Origin of the sequence: Mucilaginibacter sp. (assembly GCF_965201005.1) — a bacterium.
Taxonomy (GTDB): Bacteria; Bacteroidota; Bacteroidia; order Sphingobacteriales; family Sphingobacteriaceae; genus Mucilaginibacter_A.
The window spans coordinates 2,709,240-2,726,395 of sequence record NZ_OZ241747.1 but is presented as its reverse complement, the minus strand read 5'-3'; the positions used below and the strand labels follow the sequence as shown (position 1 = coordinate 2,726,395).

The 17,156-nt window shown below is 40.4% G+C and carries 20 protein-coding genes; 7 read left to right on the top strand and 13 right to left on the bottom strand.

Annotated elements, in window-relative coordinates; genetic code table 11:
• Positions 1–121: 121 nt before the first annotated feature.
• The 6 genes from ACOFKR_RS12555 to ACOFKR_RS12530 form a co-directional block, all read right to left on the bottom strand.
• Positions 122–2,671 carry a hypothetical protein gene (locus ACOFKR_RS12555; RefSeq protein WP_419801150.1) on the bottom strand — a complete coding sequence of 850 codons (2,550 nt, stop codon included), beginning with the start codon at positions 2,669–2,671 and terminating at the stop codon, positions 122–124.
• 173 nt (positions 2,672–2,844) lie between these two features.
• Positions 2,845–3,687 (bottom strand): GLPGLI family protein, encoded by an 843-nt coding sequence (locus ACOFKR_RS12550; protein WP_419801149.1) that lies wholly within the window; start codon positions 3,685–3,687, stop codon positions 2,845–2,847.
• Positions 3,688–3,907: 220 nt separating this feature from the next.
• The gene (locus ACOFKR_RS12545; protein WP_419801148.1) at positions 3,908–4,594 is read right to left on the bottom strand and encodes a class I SAM-dependent methyltransferase; all 687 of its coding nucleotides are present in this window, start codon (positions 4,592–4,594) and stop codon (positions 3,908–3,910) included.
• Between the two features lie 194 nt (positions 4,595–4,788).
• Positions 4,789–5,784: an MlaD family protein gene (locus tag ACOFKR_RS12540; protein ID WP_419801147.1), complete on the bottom strand. Its 996-nt coding sequence runs from the start codon at positions 5,782–5,784 to the stop codon at positions 4,789–4,791.
• A gap of 3 nt (positions 5,785–5,787) precedes the next feature.
• A complete protein-coding gene (locus tag ACOFKR_RS12535; RefSeq protein ID WP_419801146.1) occupies positions 5,788–6,564 on the bottom strand; it encodes an ABC transporter ATP-binding protein in 777 nt (258 codons plus the stop codon).
• A 9-nt stretch (positions 6,565–6,573) separates the two neighbouring features.
• Positions 6,574–7,386: an MlaE family ABC transporter permease gene (locus ACOFKR_RS12530; RefSeq protein WP_419801145.1), complete on the bottom strand. Its 813-nt coding sequence runs from the start codon at positions 7,384–7,386 to the stop codon at positions 6,574–6,576.
• Positions 7,387–7,706: 320 nt separating this feature from the next.
• Between ACOFKR_RS12530 and ACOFKR_RS12525 the strand changes: the two genes are divergently transcribed.
• Positions 7,707–8,042, top strand: a complete 336-nt coding sequence (locus tag ACOFKR_RS12525; RefSeq protein ID WP_419801144.1) for a YtxH domain-containing protein — start codon at positions 7,707–7,709, stop codon at positions 8,040–8,042.
• 144 nt (positions 8,043–8,186) lie between these two features.
• Here the strand turns inward: ACOFKR_RS12525 and cysM are convergent, their stop codons facing one another.
• A complete protein-coding gene (gene cysM / locus ACOFKR_RS12520; RefSeq protein WP_419801143.1) occupies positions 8,187–9,059 on the bottom strand; it encodes a cysteine synthase CysM in 873 nt (290 codons plus the stop codon).
• A 10-nt stretch (positions 9,060–9,069) separates the two neighbouring features.
• Complete coding sequence (epsC, locus tag ACOFKR_RS12515) at positions 9,070–9,885, bottom strand: serine O-acetyltransferase EpsC (RefSeq protein ID WP_419801142.1); 816 nt, start codon at positions 9,883–9,885, stop codon at positions 9,070–9,072.
• A gap of 170 nt (positions 9,886–10,055) precedes the next feature.
• Between epsC and ACOFKR_RS12510 the strand changes: the two genes are divergently transcribed.
• The gene (locus tag ACOFKR_RS12510; RefSeq protein WP_419801141.1) at positions 10,056–10,367 is read left to right on the top strand and encodes a hypothetical protein; all 312 of its coding nucleotides are present in this window, start codon (positions 10,056–10,058) and stop codon (positions 10,365–10,367) included.
• Here the strand turns inward: ACOFKR_RS12510 and kdsB are convergent, their stop codons facing one another.
• The 4 genes from kdsB to trpS all read right to left on the bottom strand — a co-directional run bounded on the left by kdsB (position 10,368) and on the right by trpS (position 13,925).
• Entirely contained in the window at positions 10,368–11,108 is a 741-nt protein-coding gene (gene kdsB, locus ACOFKR_RS12505; protein ID WP_419801140.1) for a 3-deoxy-manno-octulosonate cytidylyltransferase, read from the bottom strand. It lies immediately after the preceding gene.
• Between the two features lie 226 nt (positions 11,109–11,334).
• Entirely contained in the window at positions 11,335–11,973 is a 639-nt protein-coding gene (locus tag ACOFKR_RS12500; RefSeq protein ID WP_419801139.1) for an NAD(P)-dependent oxidoreductase, read from the bottom strand.
• Positions 11,974–12,219: 246 nt separating this feature from the next.
• Positions 12,220–12,834: a deoxynucleoside kinase gene (locus tag ACOFKR_RS12495; RefSeq protein ID WP_419801138.1), complete on the bottom strand. Its 615-nt coding sequence runs from the start codon at positions 12,832–12,834 to the stop codon at positions 12,220–12,222.
• Positions 12,835–12,881: 47 nt separating this feature from the next.
• On the bottom strand, positions 12,882–13,925 hold the full coding sequence (gene trpS, locus ACOFKR_RS12490; RefSeq protein ID WP_419801137.1) for a tryptophan--tRNA ligase: 1,044 nt from the start codon (positions 13,923–13,925) through the stop codon (positions 12,882–12,884).
• Positions 13,926–13,964: 39 nt separating this feature from the next.
• Between trpS and ACOFKR_RS12485 the strand changes: the two genes are divergently transcribed.
• The 5 genes from ACOFKR_RS12485 (at position 13,965) to ACOFKR_RS12465 (ending at position 16,432) form a co-directional block, all read left to right on the top strand.
• The gene (locus tag ACOFKR_RS12485; protein WP_419801136.1) at positions 13,965–14,702 is read left to right on the top strand and encodes a lysophospholipid acyltransferase family protein; all 738 of its coding nucleotides are present in this window, start codon (positions 13,965–13,967) and stop codon (positions 14,700–14,702) included.
• Positions 14,692–14,982, top strand: a complete 291-nt coding sequence (gatC, locus tag ACOFKR_RS12480; protein ID WP_419801135.1) for an Asp-tRNA(Asn)/Glu-tRNA(Gln) amidotransferase subunit GatC — start codon at positions 14,692–14,694, stop codon at positions 14,980–14,982. Before ACOFKR_RS12485 ends, gatC begins: the two co-directional genes overlap by 11 nt.
• A 147-nt stretch (positions 14,983–15,129) precedes the next feature.
• On the top strand, positions 15,130–15,678 hold the full coding sequence (locus tag ACOFKR_RS12475) for a cob(I)yrinic acid a,c-diamide adenosyltransferase (protein WP_419801134.1): 549 nt from the start codon (positions 15,130–15,132) through the stop codon (positions 15,676–15,678).
• A 72-nt stretch (positions 15,679–15,750) separates the two neighbouring features.
• Positions 15,751–15,972 carry a DUF2795 domain-containing protein gene (locus ACOFKR_RS12470; RefSeq protein WP_002996718.1) on the top strand — a complete coding sequence of 74 codons (222 nt, stop codon included), beginning with the start codon at positions 15,751–15,753 and terminating at the stop codon, positions 15,970–15,972.
• Between the two features lie 298 nt (positions 15,973–16,270).
• Positions 16,271–16,432, top strand: a complete 162-nt coding sequence (locus tag ACOFKR_RS12465) for a lmo0937 family membrane protein (RefSeq protein WP_419801133.1) — start codon at positions 16,271–16,273, stop codon at positions 16,430–16,432.
• 38 nt (positions 16,433–16,470) lie between these two features.
• Here the strand turns inward: ACOFKR_RS12465 and ACOFKR_RS12460 are convergent, their stop codons facing one another.
• Positions 16,471–17,148, bottom strand: coding sequence for a 2-C-methyl-D-erythritol 4-phosphate cytidylyltransferase (locus ACOFKR_RS12460; protein WP_419801132.1), 678 nt, complete (start codon positions 17,146–17,148; stop codon positions 16,471–16,473).
• Positions 17,149–17,156: the final 8 nt, after the last annotated feature.

Here is a 17,156-nt window from a genome sequence, read left to right as displayed (position 1 = left end):
TTTGTTTTCCAAATTTATACCGATAAAAGAAGCATGAAAGTTTCCCGTTTTTTAGTCGGTAAAAGAAGCATCGAAAATGAGCCGCATAAAGTTTAAGCGGGTCCTACATTGATTTGACAATTTAAAAGATAAAAAACGCTTTGAGCAAGATCATCCTCCCGCGCAGCGGATATTGATAATTGTATTGCGTGTTTGACGAAAGGACAACGGTTTGATAATTTTTGATATTGCCAAGGTTGTTCATTTCCAACTGCAGATCGGTTTTTAGTTTTACTAAACGATAGCGCGCCGAAAAATCTACAAAATTGTAGTTCGCGTTCAGTCCGGTATTGTTCTGGTTCAGCTCGTTTGTGCCTGTGGCTTTCAGGTAAACAAAATCCGAAATGTTGTACTCCAGGCCAAGTTTGTTGCGCATTAATGTAGCCGTAGCCGTATTGATTGTTGCAGTAGTTTGCTTTGGCCTGTTTTTGGAAGTTGATAACCGAAAATCATAATCGTACCGAAACTTTTTTCCGATACTTCCCGTCACACTAACATTATAAGTATTTGTAAAGCTTAAAAAAGGAAAAACCACGCGGTTCAGCACTTGGTTGTTTTGGCCGAATTGAATGCCAAAGCCTCCGCTTACCGAAGTGTTCAAATCGAAAATATATTTGCTGATATTTGCCTGGCCATTGATCGATTTACTCACATTATCATACGGTTCGCGGTCTGTAGCAGAAAGTTCCCGGCTGATAATGCTGTAATTGATCGTGTTATAATTGTTGATCTGGGCATTGCCCGACAGGTTGACAAAAAATATTTTCACCGGGTCTTTGTAAGATAGTAAAATGCCAAGCTGATTGCGCTGGTAAACACTCAACAAATTGTTGTTCTGGCTAACGCTGCGGTAATTGTTCAGCACTAAGTTGTTGTAACTTTGCAGAAGATTGCCGGCATTGTCTGTGCGGGTATAAAACACGTTGCCTGCAAATCCTTTTTGCCGGTCGTAACGAAAATTTATACTTGGATTGAACAAAAGCCGGTTATAATGCTGATTGCTGTTTTGCTGCCCGAAGCTTAGCTGCTGTAAAAAGAGCGGAAGTTTGGCAATTAAACGGAAATCGCCGGAATGGAATTCATAATTCGGTTCTATATAAGTTTTCAGTTCTTTCCAGCGCAACGCATTTGCGGAGCTGTCTGGCACAACCAATTCATTTTGTAAATTGGTGGCTTGCAAGGCAGAATTAAACTGCTGCAATTTTGCCGAAAGCCCGATTTTGTAGGATTGCAAAACTTTGCCGGTTGCCACACGCAGATTCACATAATCGTTGGTATAAAACGTTGGGATATTTACGGTTTGGCTTACTGTTTTTAGCGGCAAATTTGTTTGAAAGATGGCCGGATAAGCCGCGCTATCGATCAGCAACTGTTCCGGTGATTTACGATAGTTGAGATAAGCATAATATTCGGTAAAAACTTTGCCTTTCGGGGATTTGATCAAATTCAGTTCGTTGGAAAAATCATAACTATTTGCAAAATACTGCTGTGTTAAAGGTTTTGAATTCGCCAGTAAATATGCATTGTCATCTTCGTTGGTATATTTAAAAACCGAAGCATTGTTGAGGTAATAGGCAGGTTTGTTGATAAAGATGATCAGATCTGCATAAGCATTTTGCGCCAGTTTTCTGTTGTCCTGCCGTTCGGTATAGTTCACCGTGTCTTGCGGCAAATAAATACTTGTAAGGTTTTGATAACGCTGCCGCTGATTATCATACTCAAAATATGCTTTTGATTTAATCTGGATGCCTGACTTAAGTTTCCAAAGGTTATTACTGTTGAGCAACCCGGAATTGTTGAACAGATAACGGTTCTGTTCGATCTGCGGACTGGAACCTGTGCCTGCAGAAAGCTGCGCCTGCTCCGGCGTAAAACCGCGTTTCACCCTATCTTGCAACTCGTTGAGCGACAATACATCGTTAAAAAGTGAATTGCCGGTATTGTTGAGTTTAAGCTGCGTGATGGATTTATATTTCTTTTTCAGGGAGATGGCATTCGCATCTTCGTCATACAATTTCGGTACGCCTGCGCCTGCCTGTATCTGGCCGACCACTTTCAGCCCGGCATCTTCTTTAAAGTTCAGGTTGATGTCCACATCGTCGCTAAAAACCTTGCCTTCCAAAGCTTTAATGCGCTGGTGGTTTTCCAGAACTTGTATTTCGTTAACAATGCGCTGCGGAATCGTCCTGGTGCCGATACTATATTTATCGTCCAGCAAATCATCGCCGTCCAAATACAGCTTTTTAACGCTTTTACCATTAAATTTGATCAGGCCATTATCTTCCACAGAAATCCCGGGGATTCGTTTTAACACATCGCCAATGGTGCGGTCTTGCACCGAAGCAAAATCTTTTACTAAATAGGAGGTTGTATCCCCGCTGAATTTAAACTGAGGTTTGCCGCCTTTTACCACCACATCTTTTAAAAAAATCGGTGCTTCCGTTAAGGTAAAATTATAAACGCTTTGCCCTTTTTGTAAAGGCTTAATCTGCGGCTCGTAACCTAATAATTGTACTTTGAGCAACAAGCCATTTTGGGCCATTTCGTTTTCGGATAGCGTGATTCGAAAATTACCTTTCTCATCGCTGCTGGTAAACTTCAGGATTGTAGTACTATCAGCACTTGTAAGCAAAATATTTGCACCTGTTAATGAACCTTTTGCTATCGATTTAATGTTTCCGGATAAGTATATATTTTGAGCAAATAGTAGATTTTGAAAAGTAATTGAAAAAATTATTAGTAATGTGATTAATATTATCTTTAACAAGTCAGGTGTCTTTCGAATTGATACGAAGTTTAAAATGTCTATTTTTTAGCTATACTGTCTGGAACTATCTCCATAGGGAAATTAACCATCGAACTTTGAGCAAGAATATTTATATGCCGCAATGGCATGCTTGTTGTCAATTTTCCGCCAAATTGATTCTCCAAAAAGCTTTTTGGGTCATTCTCATAAGATTTAGCCATTTTTTTATAATCCTCTATCGAGATTGGAATGTATTTTTTACTCCAAGCTATTTCTTCATTAGGGACTTTTACCTGTTCAAACCCATTAAAATCAAATCGAATGCGCCCAGTTTTATCATAAGCCGTAATAATTAATCCAGGCAGGCCGTGTAGTTTCCAAGGACCAGCTTGGAATGGTAAACTACTTGTAAACCAGGCTATATAATCGCGGCCATTATAAGTGGCTGTAGCTTTCTGGCAATCCAAATTGGCTATTTTTTTGGTTTCTTTATCTATTTTCCAGTTCAAATCATTAAAAGGTTTTTCAACTGCGTAATCTCCTAAAATCCTAACCCTTAAAAAGGTTTTTTTAGGAATAAAATAATAAAAAAGCTCTTCTCCATCAGCCCTTTTACCGGCCGGAGGTGCCATGGCACCTGTCAACTTCAAATTAGCTAACATTTCAGAATCTTGCTTAGCACGGTCATAGCTTTTGTAAACAGAAGAAGTTTTACCTAAAAGCAAAATATAGTTTTCAGTTTTAATTAAGTTGGTATTAGTCGTATCGTATTGATGGCTAAATTTATAATAGGCCTTTGCAATAACGGGTTCTGGGCTTTGGGCAGATGCTAGAAAAGTTGACAGTAAGCAAATTGATAAGATCGTGATGCATACTTTTGAAATATAAATCCTGCCGTTCATAAAACTAAATTAGTAGTTTTATTTTTAAAAGTCAAATTTTAAAAAATATTTTTTCATAATCTTATATCGTTGATTTATTGAAGGTATTTGTCGTCAGATTAATAGCAATAGGTTGATTAAATGCACCAAAAACAAAAAACCTCGGTTGGCTGCAAGCTTTATCAATTAAAGTTCGTTTTTCAACTTACGGCAGGTACAAACAAAAATACTTTTAGCTATTTTAGGCTAATGTCAGCCGCGCCAAATACAAATCCATGTCATTTTCATACAAAATTTCGCAATCCCAGCCATTTTGCAATGCTGTTTTTAGCAGTGTTTTTTGGTCGATGTACAACCAGTTGAACCAGCTTCCTTTTTGGTTTTTGTATTGATATTGATACTGGATTTCGCCATAATATTTGTTTTTCGGAAACGGGATTTCATCATACAAATAAGCAATATCGGATGAATCAAACAAAAGTTGTCCGCCGGGCAGCAGCAGCGTTTTGGCGTGTTGCAAAAAGCGGTCAAGGCCGTCCAGGTTTTCCGTTAAACCAATTCCGTTCATCAGTAACAACAGCGTATCAAATTTCCCGGTTTTGTATCGAAAAATGTTTTGCTGCAATACTGTTTTTACACCTCTTTTTTTCATGATTTCTACTGCAGCAGGTGAAATTTCCAACGCCGAAACTTCAAAATTACGTTGCTGCAAAATCAATGTATGGCTGCCAACACCTGCACCAATATCCAAAACTTTGCCGCGGCACAAGCTCAAAGCCAGCAGTTCGGCTTCGGGCATTTCCTCTTCGCCCCGAAAAAAAACTTCTATCGGCATTTCTTCCGGGCCGCCGTAATTATTGTTGACCCAGAGTTTTTCTCCGGGTTGATTGTTGTAAAAATCCTGCAAAGCCTGCCCGTAAATGTCCATCGGCGCAAAGTAAAATATAAATTTTTAGATGCTGTTTTTACCGGTATAAAAATGTGCTTGCCGCGGACAAGATTGCTACCCAAATTTTACCTGCTAAAAGAAGCATTTACCAAATCAGTTTGAAAACAAAAAACGCCCGGCGTTTTGATTTGCCCGGCGTTTTGATTATTGTTTTTATACCGATAAAAACAGCATCAGTTTGTGGTTTTTTGTGTTGCAGCAGCGGCTTCTGCTTTTTCTTTCTTTTTGAAAAACCCGCGCAGCAAAAAATTATGCTGTGCCGCTTCCAGATCATCGTTTAATTTAACAGAGCTTTCCTGCAAATTGCCCATCGTTGTTTTCACCTGTTCGGCGGTTTTGGCATCGTTCAGCAATAAACCCAGGGCATTGTCTGTGCTGTTTAATTTGTTGCTGGCTTTGCTCAGGTTATCGGTAATTACGGTTGCTTTTGCAGCTGTTTGTTTTAGCTGATCTGCCGTTGCGGTTAATTTGCCGAACACGGCAGTATCGGTCAGCATTTTATCGGCCAAACCACCTTTTGTGTTTAATTTAGCTGAAAACCGGCTTAACTGCCCGGCCAAAGTTGCAGATGTTTGCGTGGTTTTTTGCAGGTTCATTACAATTGCTTTAAAACTTTTTGCCAGCGATGAATCGGCCAGTAAAGTTCCCGCCAAACCTTTTCCTTTCACCATATCTCCACTTAATTTTTTAAAATTTGTGGTGATACCGATCAGGTTTTCGTTGTTTTCCTGTAAGGTTTTCATAATGTCATCGGTAGAAAGGTCTTTCTGCACCTGCAAAATATCGCCGTCTTCAATTTCAGCCGTAGAAGGGTTTCCGCCAAAAATCACGATCAGTTTATTGCCGATCAAGCCATCAGAACTGAGTTTGGCGCTGGCATCTTTGCGGATGTATTGCCGGGCAGACTGTTCAATGTTCATGGAAACCTCTACCTGAGACCTTCCATAAAACTTGATGGTTTTTACCGTGCCGATCTTCACCCCGGAAAACCACACATTGTTGCCCGCTTTTAAACCGCCGATATCACTGAAAACGGCATTGATCCGCATGGATTTTACAAAGGCTTTTTGCTGGCCGCCAAGCGTAAATATCCCTACAATCAGGATCAGCAAACCGATAAAAATAAATACACCAACCAGTACGTTCCGTTTAGTTTCTGTTGTTTGCATGTTTTATTGTATAAAATTGTAATTGTAAAATGTTTTCACGCGCTCGTCGTCTGTATTAAAAACCTCATTAAAAGTGCCGGTGCGCAAAAATTTGCCATCCAAAAGCATGGCCACCCGGTCTCCGGTTGCTTTGGCGCAGGTTAAATCATGTGTGATGATAATGGACGACGTGTGATAACGCTCTTGTACTTCGTTTATCAGGTGATTTATTTCGAGACAGGTAATTGGATCTAAACCAGCAGTTGGCTCATCATACAGCATAATGTCGGGCTTTAAAATTAGTGTCCGGGCAATGCCAATCCGTTTGCGCTGGCCGCCGGAAAGTTCGGATGGCATCTGGCTGATGGTTTGCGATAAGCCAACTGCGTCCAGCACAGATTCTACCTGTTCGTCAACTTCTGCTTTGCTGAGGTTACGCTGATTGCGCACTAACGGAAATTCCAGGTTTCCGCGGACCGTCATGCTATCGTACAAAGCACTGTTTTGGAATGAAAAACCGATTTTTAGGCGCAACTGCTCCAATTCTTTCGGGTTCAGGCTATTTACATCCTGGCCTAAAACAGTTACTGTACCTGCATCAGGGGAAAGCAAACCCGAAATAATTTTGATCAACACCGATTTCCCGGTCCCAGAGCGGCCTAAAACAACTACGTTTTCGCCCTGGTAAACCTCTAAATTAATGCCCCGGAGCACTTCATAATCACCAAAAGATTTTTCCAGGTTTTTAATCTCGATTACGGCACTGCTTTTATCGATAAATGAAACTTTTCCTTTTTCCATCAGTGTAAATTAAACCCGGAAAAAGCCGGAAATCTGTACGATGATCACTTCCTCCAGAAACACAAAAAACATACCCAATACCACGGCAGAGTTGGCCGCTTTGCCTACACCTTCTGTCCCTTTGGATGAATTATAGCCCTGGTAACAACCCACTGCACCAATGGTAAAGCCAAAAACAAAAGATTTGATCAGCGTGGTATTGATGTCCAGGAACGAAAGCGGTTCAAACGCACTTTGAAAAAACGCACTGAAACTTGTCGCTTCGTTTTGCATCACATTCAAATACGCGCCCAGCATAGCTACCAATGCGGTGTACATCACTAAAACCGGAATGCAGATAGTGGTGGCCAAAATGCGCATACAAACCAAATATTTAAAAGGTTTTGTGGCCGATACTTCCATGGCGTCAATCTGTTCGGTCACTTTCATCGAAGCCAGCTCGGCACCAATGCTTGAACCTACTTTTCCGGCGGCAATTAATGCCGTAACTAGCGGTGCCAGGGCGCGAAATATGGCAATGGCAACCAAGGAAGGAATCCAGGAAGTGGCACCAAACTCGGCAAGTGAAGGGCGCGATTGTTTGGTAAACACAACACCGGTGATGAAACCGGTAAGCGTAATCAGCGGGAAAGAGCGGTAGCCAACCTCGTAACACTGACGCACAAACTCTTTAAATTCGTAGGGCGGCAAAAAAGCTTCCTTAAAAAAGCGAAGGATAAAGCGGTAAACTAAGTAAATGTCTTCAAAAAAGCCTTTAAGACTATCGGCAAATTTGGGCTTGGCGGTTTCTTCAGTTACTGCTGTGGTATGGTCGGCCTTCATTTATATTGTTCAAAGTTTTGTTTTTTTAGCAACATTTTTTTGCGATCAAACCTAAACGCAGTTGCCAACGCAAGGTTTATACGCGGCACAAATATATAAAGATTGAAAATGTTAATCGTTTGATTAAATAATTATACGCAACAATGATAATCAGAATTAGTGTTTTGGTGAATGCTTCTTTTATCGTACAAAAAACAGCAAAAACAGAAATATTTGTTTGACGTTGGGCAGAAGTAAAATTTTTGGATTGAAAATTGTACGTTTGAATTAAGCAGGAAATTTAGCCTGATTAATTTACTTAACCCTTAAAAATTTTTAAAATGAAAAGTGGATCAAAAGTAGTTGCCGGTATTTTAATCGGTGTTGCGGCAGGTGTTTTGGCCGGGATTTTACTGGCACCGCAAAGCGGCGAAGACACACAGGAAGAATTTGCCGGTGCAGCATCAGATTTTGGCGGAAAAGTAAAAGATAAATTTGCTGATCTTTTGGACGAAGCGGGTGATTTAAAAGAATCCCTGGCCGACAAAATTTCTTCAAAACTGGATGATATTTTGAGTTATGTTTCTTCTAAAACAGACGATGCCAAAGATTGGGCAGAAGATGAAGCTGACGAAGCAAAAGACAAAGCTTCCGGTTACAAAAGGAAATATTCCTAAACTAATCAGTCCGCATAAAAAAAGCATCCTGTAATTTGCAGGATGCTTTTTTTATGCCCTAAATTTTAGGCCGGTAAAAACAGTATTGTTAAAGGTAAAAAGGATAAAGGTGGAAAGGCATACCTCAAACCCCGCACCTCAAACCTATCCAAACAAATCGCTGCTTAAATAACGGTCGCCGCGGTCGCAGGCGATGAAAACGATCAGTCCGGACTCCAGTTCCTGCGCCACTTTTAAGGCAATCGTACAGGCACCTCCGCTGCTCATGCCGGCAAAAATACCTTCAGTGCGGGCCAGTTTTCGGGTCATTTCCGTAGCTTCTGCCTGAGAAACGTCCATAATCCGGTCAACCCGTTTGGCATCAAAAATTTGGGGCAGGTAAGCTTCCGGCCAGCGGCGGATCCCGGGAATGGAAGATTCTTCTGTTGGCTGGCAACCTATAATTTGCACATTCGGGTTTTGTTCCTTCAAAAACATAGAATTGCCCATGATCGAACCCGTTGTACCCATGGCACTTACAAAATGCGTGATTTTACCATCCGTATCGCGCCAGATTTCCGGGCCGGTGGTTTTGTAATGCGCCAGATAATTGTCTTTATTGGCAAACTGGTTCATCAAAAAATAATCGCCACCGGATGCTTTTTCCATAGCATAATCGCGGCAAGCTTCAATATTTTCAAGCAAAGTAACTTTCGCGCCAAAAGCTTCCATGGTCAATACGCGTTCTTTGGTAGAATTGGAAGGCATGACCAGTTCAATCTCCAGCTCAAAAAGCCGCGCAATCATGGCCAAAGCGATGCCCGTGTTGCCGCTGGTGGCTTCAATTAATCTGGTCCCGGGTTTTATTTCGCCGCGTTCCATCGCACTGCGAACCATGTTCAGCGCAGCGCGGTCTTTTACACTTCCGCCAGGATTGTTGCCTTCCAGTTTGGCGTAAATTTTAACGTCCGGGTTTGGGTTGAGCCGCGTGATCTCTACCAGCGGCGTGTTCCCGATCAAATCTATAATTCCTGCCATGATGCTGTTTTTAGCTGCTTATTTTTCCTTCAATCACTTTAATGTTCGGTTTGTGGTACACTACAGAACCCGGCGGCACACTCTTGGTCAGCCAGACATTGCCACCAATAATACTGTTGCGGCCAATCACCGTACTTCCGCCCAAAATAGTGGCCCCGGAATAAATAATTACCCCATCTTCCACCGTAGGATGACGTTTGATATCGGCCATACTTTTATCCACACTCATCGCCCCCAAAGTAACACCCTGATATAGTTTTACATGGTTCCCAATCACAGATGTTTCGCCGATCACAGTCCCCGTTCCATGATCAATGGCCAAATACTCGCCGATGATTGCCGCCGGATGAATATCAATACCGGTTTTGGAGTGTGCATATTCCGTTAAAATACGTGGTAAAAGCGGCACGTTTATTAAATACAAAGTATGGGCGATGCGGTAAAAAGCGATGGCATAAAAACCGGGATAAGTGCGGATCACTTCAAACTCGGTTTTGGCGGCGGGATCACCCTCAAAAATCGCTTTGATATCTGTGTTGAGGATGCGGTAAAGTTCAGGCACATTGTCAAAAAAAACTTCTGTTAACCGGTAATTATCGCAATGCTGACACGCACCGGTAGCTTCCATAATTTCAAAAAGCTCTTTTTTAAGCGAAATGAATGCTTCTTTTAGCTCATCTAAATTGGTAAAAACCATTTTTGCCCGCTCCGGAAAAAGCAGGCCAAACAACCTTAAAGCCCATAGCGCAATTTCTTCGTTGGAAGGAACGGCCTCCATTTGCTGCTTTTTGCTTAATAAATGCTGATAAAATTCCTGCTCCGTCATGCTGATGCAGCTTTGTTTTGGACTTAAATTAAATATGCAATTGTAGGGATTTGAATTTGAACTGATTGTAAAAAGAAAGTAGTTGTTGGTTTGCTTCAGCCGTGGAAATATCTGATAAAATATAGCCCTAATCCCTTAATTATTTTCATATTTGGGCATAGCCTGAATTTATGAAAAACGAATTGTTTGAAGCATTGTCCGCCTTGCACCGCAAAGTGGCAGATTTAAAAGTTTTTGATCGTGAAAATGCCGTTTTACTGCGCCGCTACTCGCAGGAATATGAAGCCTTAAGTACGCGATTGCTGAGTTTTTCGCCCGAAAAATTTAAAGATGTAACGTTAAATTATCAAAAATCTTTGCCCGAAGGTTTTCATGAGGTTGATGTGCACGACGATACGGACAATGACCATGGTTTTTATGCCAGCGTGGCCAATCTGAACGATCACATCAATGATTCTATCGAAATCATCAACGGTATTTGATCAGATAAAATACTTTCTGAGGATGTTTTCCAGATCTTCCGGGGTATCTACTGCCAAAGTTTCCAAATCGGTTTCTGCAACTTTTATGCGGAAACCGTTTTCAATCCAGCGCAATTGTTCCAGGCTTTCGGCTTTTTCTAATGGAGAAACCGCAAGTTTGGTAATCGTCTGCAAAACATCCGCGCGGTAACCGTAAATACCAATGTGCTTGTAAAAAGTATGGTTTTGCAGCCAGTTTTGTAATTGCTGGCCGCGCACATACGGAATCACCGAACGCGAAAAATAGATCGCCTCTGATTTACTGTTGAGCACTACTTTTGGTGTGTTAAAATTATGCAGTTCTTCTTCCAGCGAAATTTTTTTTACCAGCGTGGCCAGCTCTGTTTTTTCATCGGTAAAACAAGCTGCCAGTTTATTGATCTGGTTTGGGTTGATAAAAGGTTCATCGCCCTGAATGTTGATCACCACATCAAATTCCGGAAAAATTGCAGAAACTTCGGCACAACGGTCTGTACCGCTTTGATGTTGGGCTGATGTCATTTCAACCAGACCGCCAAACTCCAGCACATGGTCAAAAATCTGCAGATCGTCTGTGGCCACAACCACTTTTTCCAGCAAACTGCACTGTAAGGCCTGCTCATAAACCCGCCGTATCATTGTTTTACCGGCAATATTTGCCAGCGGTTTGCCCGGAAAACGCGTAGAAGCGTGCCGCGCCGGGATGATGCCGAGGAATTTCATTTTTTAATTTGAGAATGTTAGAGCCTGTTTAAAAGTTATATCAGAAATAATGCAATGCTTCTTTTACCCTATAAAATTTAGTGTCCGTATCAATTTTAAACAAAAAAACCACCATTTTTTAGGTGATAAAAGAAGCATATAAAACATATTCAACAAATATTAAACTAACTCTTATAAACAACAAAAAGAAAATGGTGAACCGTTTTTCAGGTTCACCATTAACAATTTATGAATTTGCTATAAAAGGAGCTTTTTTAAAATAGGTTGTATCTGATATCTGTTCGATAATGAAAGTTGCTATATCGGTAGCACTTATCATTTTACCAAAACAATCTTCTAAACTAACAATTATTTCACCGCTTTTATTAGTAAACTCAATAAAAGGAACTCTGACCAAAGTCCAATCTACTTCGCTATCTAACAAAATAGAATAAGTTTTTTGTCTGTCAGCGTGAATAATAGGAAAATTATTTTTCATCCATTCAGTTGCAATAATTGTTTCTGAACTTTTCTTATCAAACGGAATATCGACATTTAATCCTGCAACTAATATGTATCGTTTAATTCCAAACTCAGCCATTGCTTTCAATATATTTATAGATGCTTGACTGGCCACAAGTGGTTCATCTTTACGTTGACCAACTGTACTAATAACAGTTTGGCAATCTTGAACTAATGTCCTGACTGCTTCAAAGTCAACCGCGTCACCTTTAATAATTTCTATTAACGGGCTTTCTATGCTAAAATTTTCAGGATTTCTTAAAAGAAGTTTTAGATGATATTCCTGTTTTACGAGTTGTGTTACAAGATATTTACCGGTTCTGCCACCACCGCCTAAAATGGCAATCTTTATTTTCTGTTTCATTTTTTCTTTATAAAAATTTGATAATACAATACAATTTCGTCCTTATCCAACAGATAAAGCGAGAACTACAAAAGCCAGCGGCTTTCGTAAAATTGAATCAATATTTTATAAAGAGATTTTAATGATACGAATTTATATAAATTAGATTAGAACTACGATGCTTCTTTTATCGATATAAAATCAAGCAACGGCGATACTTCTTTTATCCATATAAAAATCAACCCGCATCTCAACTCAATATCGGTTTTAAAACAACCCATTAATTTCTACCTCAATTTTTTCAATCACAGAACTCAAATCTTCTGTATTGTTGGCAAAATCCAGCTTGTCTTTATCCAAAATCAGTAGTTTACCGCTGTTATAACCTTTAATCCATTTTTCGTATTTTTCGTTGAGTTTGGACAGATAATCCAGCCGGATACCAATTTCATATTCGCGGCCGCGGCGTTGGATATTATTGACCAATGTTGGAACGGAAGCTTTGAGATAAATCAGCAAATCCGGCGGTTTGATAAACGAAGTGATGTTGTCAAAAATCTTGCGGTAATTGTCATAATCGCGTTCGGTCATCAAATCCATATCACGCAGGTTGGCCGCAAAAATAAAGGCATCTTCGTAAATCGTCCGGTCCTGGATGATGTTGGCCTTGCTTTTCTGGATTTCCATGATCTGCTGGAAACGACTGTTCAGAAAGAAAATCTGCAAATTAAAACTCCAGCGTTTCATATCGCCATAAAAATCTTCCAGATAAGGGTTATTGTCCACCGATTCGTACTGCGGCTGCCAGCCATAGTTTTTGGCCAGCAGTTCGGTGAGCGTAGTTTTTCCGGCTCCAATATTTCCAACAACGGCGATGTGCATTTTTTTAGAGGTTTGAGGTTGAAAGGTTAAAGGCAAAAGGTAGGAAGTCAGAAACGTTTAAACCCGATAATCTCTCTTACATCTTTCAACGTTTTCTGTGCGCTTTCGCGTGCTTTTACGGCACCAAAACGGCTCACCTGTCGCAGGTAAGATTCGTTTTTGGCAATGTCTTCAATCCGTTCACGAATAGGTGCGGTGGCGATAATTATATCTTCTGCCAATTGCTTTTTAAAATCGCCGTAACGGATAGTTCCATTTTTATATTGGTATTCAAAATAATCTAAAGTTTGTGAATTTGAAACGACTTTCATGAGATCAAATAAACTTTGAACAGCAGGAGACTTTATCTTAAAAGCTATTCTAACTTTCTCAATTTCTTTTTGCATTTCTTCGCCACTGCTTGTAATAGTTGGTAAACTATCTGTACGTGCACTTTTTACTTTTTTGCGGATCACGTCCGGCGAATCGGAAAGAAAAACGGCATTTCCTTCGCCTTCAGATTTTCCCATTTTCCCTTTTCCATCCAAACCCGGGATTTTTACCAGATTTTCACTAAAACTAAAAGCATAAGGTTCCGGGAAGTATTCGTGCTGGTATAAACGGTTAAAACGGTTGCCAAAAGTGCGCGCCATTTCCAAATGCTGCTCCTGATCTTTTCCAACCGGGACTTTTGTGGCGCGGTGCATCAAAATATCGGCAGCCATCAAAACCGGATAAGTCAGCAAACCGGCGTTTACATTTTCTGGCTGCGCCCGGATTTTATCCTTAAAAGAAGCACTGCGCTCCAGTTCGCCCAAATAACTGTTCATGTTGAGGTACAAATACAATTCCGTTACTTCCGGCACTTCGGATTGAATGTAGATCGTCGCTTTTTCCGGATCGATGCCAGCAGCCAGATATTCTACCAAAACCTGTTTTACATTTTGGTGCAGATCTGCTGGCGTTGGGTGCGTGGTAAGCGAGTGCAGATCGGCAATAAAGAAGAAACAATTGTATTCATGCTGCATTTTGACGAAGTTTTGCACCGCGCCGTAATAATTTCCCAAATGTAGTTTTCCGGTCGATCGGATGCCGCTGACAACAGTTTCCATATACCGCGAAAGTAAGGATTTTTTATATTTTTGATACCGATGAAATTGATGCTCCGCAGGCTGCACACTTACTTTTATATGTTCTCGGTGCTGTTTTTATACCTGTTTTTTCATCCGTTTTTTTATTATTTTTCCCGAAAGCCAAGTCGTTACCTCGTCTTAAACAAACTCCGTGCAAAATGGGCAAAATGGAGTTCGGCCATGAGCGGCATTTTGTACCAGCTGGAATTTGAGGTTGATTTTGACCGAAAAAAAACTTACGTCATCTGCCCGAACCACACTTCCAATCTGGATGTTTCCTGGGCAACTTTAATCCCGAAAAGTAATTTTGCTTTTATGGGAAAAGAGGAACTGCTGCAAAACCCAACCACCAAGTTGTTTTTTAAAACGATAGATATTACGGTAAAACGCGACAGTAATATTTCGGCCTTTAAGGCATTTAAACGCGCTTCGGATCATCTGAAAAACGATATTACAATGGTTGTTTTCCCCGAAGGAAAAATCGCCGAAATTTATCCGCCGCAATTGCAGGATTTCAAGATCGGCCCGTTCCGGCTGGCGATTGAGCAGCAGGTTCCGGTGGTGCCGGTTACTTCTTTTAACACCTGGAAAATGCTGTGGGACGATGGTTTAAAATATGGCAGCCAGCCCGGAATTTGTAAAATTTATGTGCACAAACCGATAGAAACCGTAGGTTTGAAACTGGCCGATGCGGATGCGTTGCGGGATCAGGTTTATGCGGTCATCAGCCAAAAACTACAAGATTATGAAGATTGACATCACCACAGTTGATAAATTGGCCAAACTGGCGCGGTTGGAAATTGCACCGGAACAAAAAGAAAGCGTAATTAAAGACCTGAGCAAAATCCTGTCTTTTATGGAAAAGCTGAACGAGTTGGACACCACCAATGTAGAGCCGCTGGTTTATATGAGCCCGGGCGTAAACATCACCAGAAATGATGTGGTAAAAGAAGTAATCAGCCATGAAGAAGCTTTGCAAAATGCGCCAGACCGGGACGAAAACTATTTTAAAATACCAAAAGTGATATCGAAATAGAGAACAAACAGAAATCGTGCAGCCAATAATCAATAGCGTTTTTTCCATTTTTAGGGTGATAAAAGAAGTATCGTCAAAAATTGAAATGCTTCTTTTACCGGCACTTTTTTGGTATAAACAAATCACTGTAAATTCAATTCTATCAGCATGAAAATTTATACCAAAACCGGTGATGAGGGTTTTACTTCGCTGATTGGCGGAACGCGTGTGCCGAAATATCATTTACGTATTGAAAGTTACGGTACGGTGGATGAGTTGAACAGTTATATCGGTTTGATCCGGGGCCAGGAAATTGATGTACATGACGGTTCGGTTTTAAAAGAAATCCAATACTGTCTGTTTGTCATCGGTGCGGCCTTGGCTGCTGATCCGGAGCGTTCAAACCTGAAAATACCGGATTTACACCAGCAGGACATCGAACTGCTGGAAACTGAAATAGACCGGATGAACGAAATGTTGCCGCCTCTAAAACATTTTATCCTGCCCGGCGGTAATAATGCCGTTTCATTTTGCCATTTGGCACGCTGCGTTTGCAGGCGCGCCGAACGGATTACAGTTGAATTAGCAGAAAATAGTTTTGTGGAAGAAAAGGTAAAAATTTATTTGAACAGACTGAGCGATTACTTGTTCATGCTGGCAAGAAAAACCGGTTTTGATAAAAATATACCTGAACATACCTGGATTGCGCGGAAATAATGAATTGATATTTTTTAATAATCAAATTAAAATATTATACTTTTGCAAACTTTTAAACAATAGCTTTTAACTATGTATTGGACACTTGAACTGGCATCGCATTTAGAAGATGCACCATGGCCGGCAACAAAAGATGAACTGATTGATTATGCCATACGTTCTGGCGCTCCGGTTGAGGTAATTGAAAACTTGCAGGCTCTGGAAGATGATGGCGAGCCTTATGAAAATATAGAAGAAATTTGGCCTGATTACCCCACAAAAGATGATTTCTTTTTTAATGAAGATGAATATTAATACGTTGTGACTGCCGGTTTATACAAGAATTAATTTTCACTCCTGATTTGCTGTTTAAAAAATTAGTCTGACCTGTCTCCATACTTCTTTTATCACCTAAAAAACCATTAAAAACTTTCGGTCTTTTTTTATGTGCCGAAGGTAAACGACACTAATTTTATAGTGGTAAAAGAAGTATCCGGATTTTTTATTTTAAAAATTTAAACAGCTCCTGACATTTTTTTGTAAAATTATTTGAAATAGTTTTAGCTTTGATCAAATCAATTATAAATCTATTCAAACCTTAAACAAAAAAATTATGGGAAATTTACTTTATTTAATTGCGGTAATTTTAATCATCATCTGGGCAGTTGGTTTTCTGTTCCACGGTTTAGGAACTTTTGGTGATGGCGGACTTATCCACGTTTTGCTGGTGATTGCCGTTATCATTATCCTGCTGAAAGTGATCAGAAGAGCTTAAAAATTATTGCATAATAAAAAGAGCCGCTGATTTTAGTTTTAGCGGCTTTTTTCGTTCAATATTATTTCGGCCAGGCGAAGATCAGCTGGGAAAGTGATCTTAAAATTATCCTGGTTCCCGGCTAATAAATTAATTTGTGCACCATCGCGTTCGGCTACGCTTGCATCATCTGTAAAGTGCTCGTTATAAGGTTGTTCGTATGCTTTTTTAATAATTTTGGATTGAAAAGTCTGCGGCGTTTGTACCAAAAATATTTCACTTCTGTTCAGGCTTTGCGAAAAACCGCCTATCTTTTGTAAACGCACAGAATCTTTGCTGGGCACGGCAACTACGGCATTTCCTTTCTGCAAAGCCAGCAAATAAGCCTCGGAAATCGTTTCCGGATCAATCAGCGGCCGCACAGCATCATGTATGGCAACAACGGATTCTTCCGCGATCAAATCCAATGCTTCTTTTACACTATGAAATCTGGTGCTTCCGCCAGCAACCAACCGGTGTTTTAGGTTGAAGGAATATTGTTCGCACAAAACTTCCCACAAACCAAAATACTGTTCTTTCAAAACAACCAAAATTTCGGGTTTTTGTGGTGAAGCGAAAAAAGCCAGGATCGTGTGCATGATCACCGGCTTTCCGTTCAATAACAAAAACTGTTTCGGGGTTTCAGTTTGCATCCTCAAACCAGATCCGCCTGCAACAATTATGGCAAAATACTTCATTGGCGAAG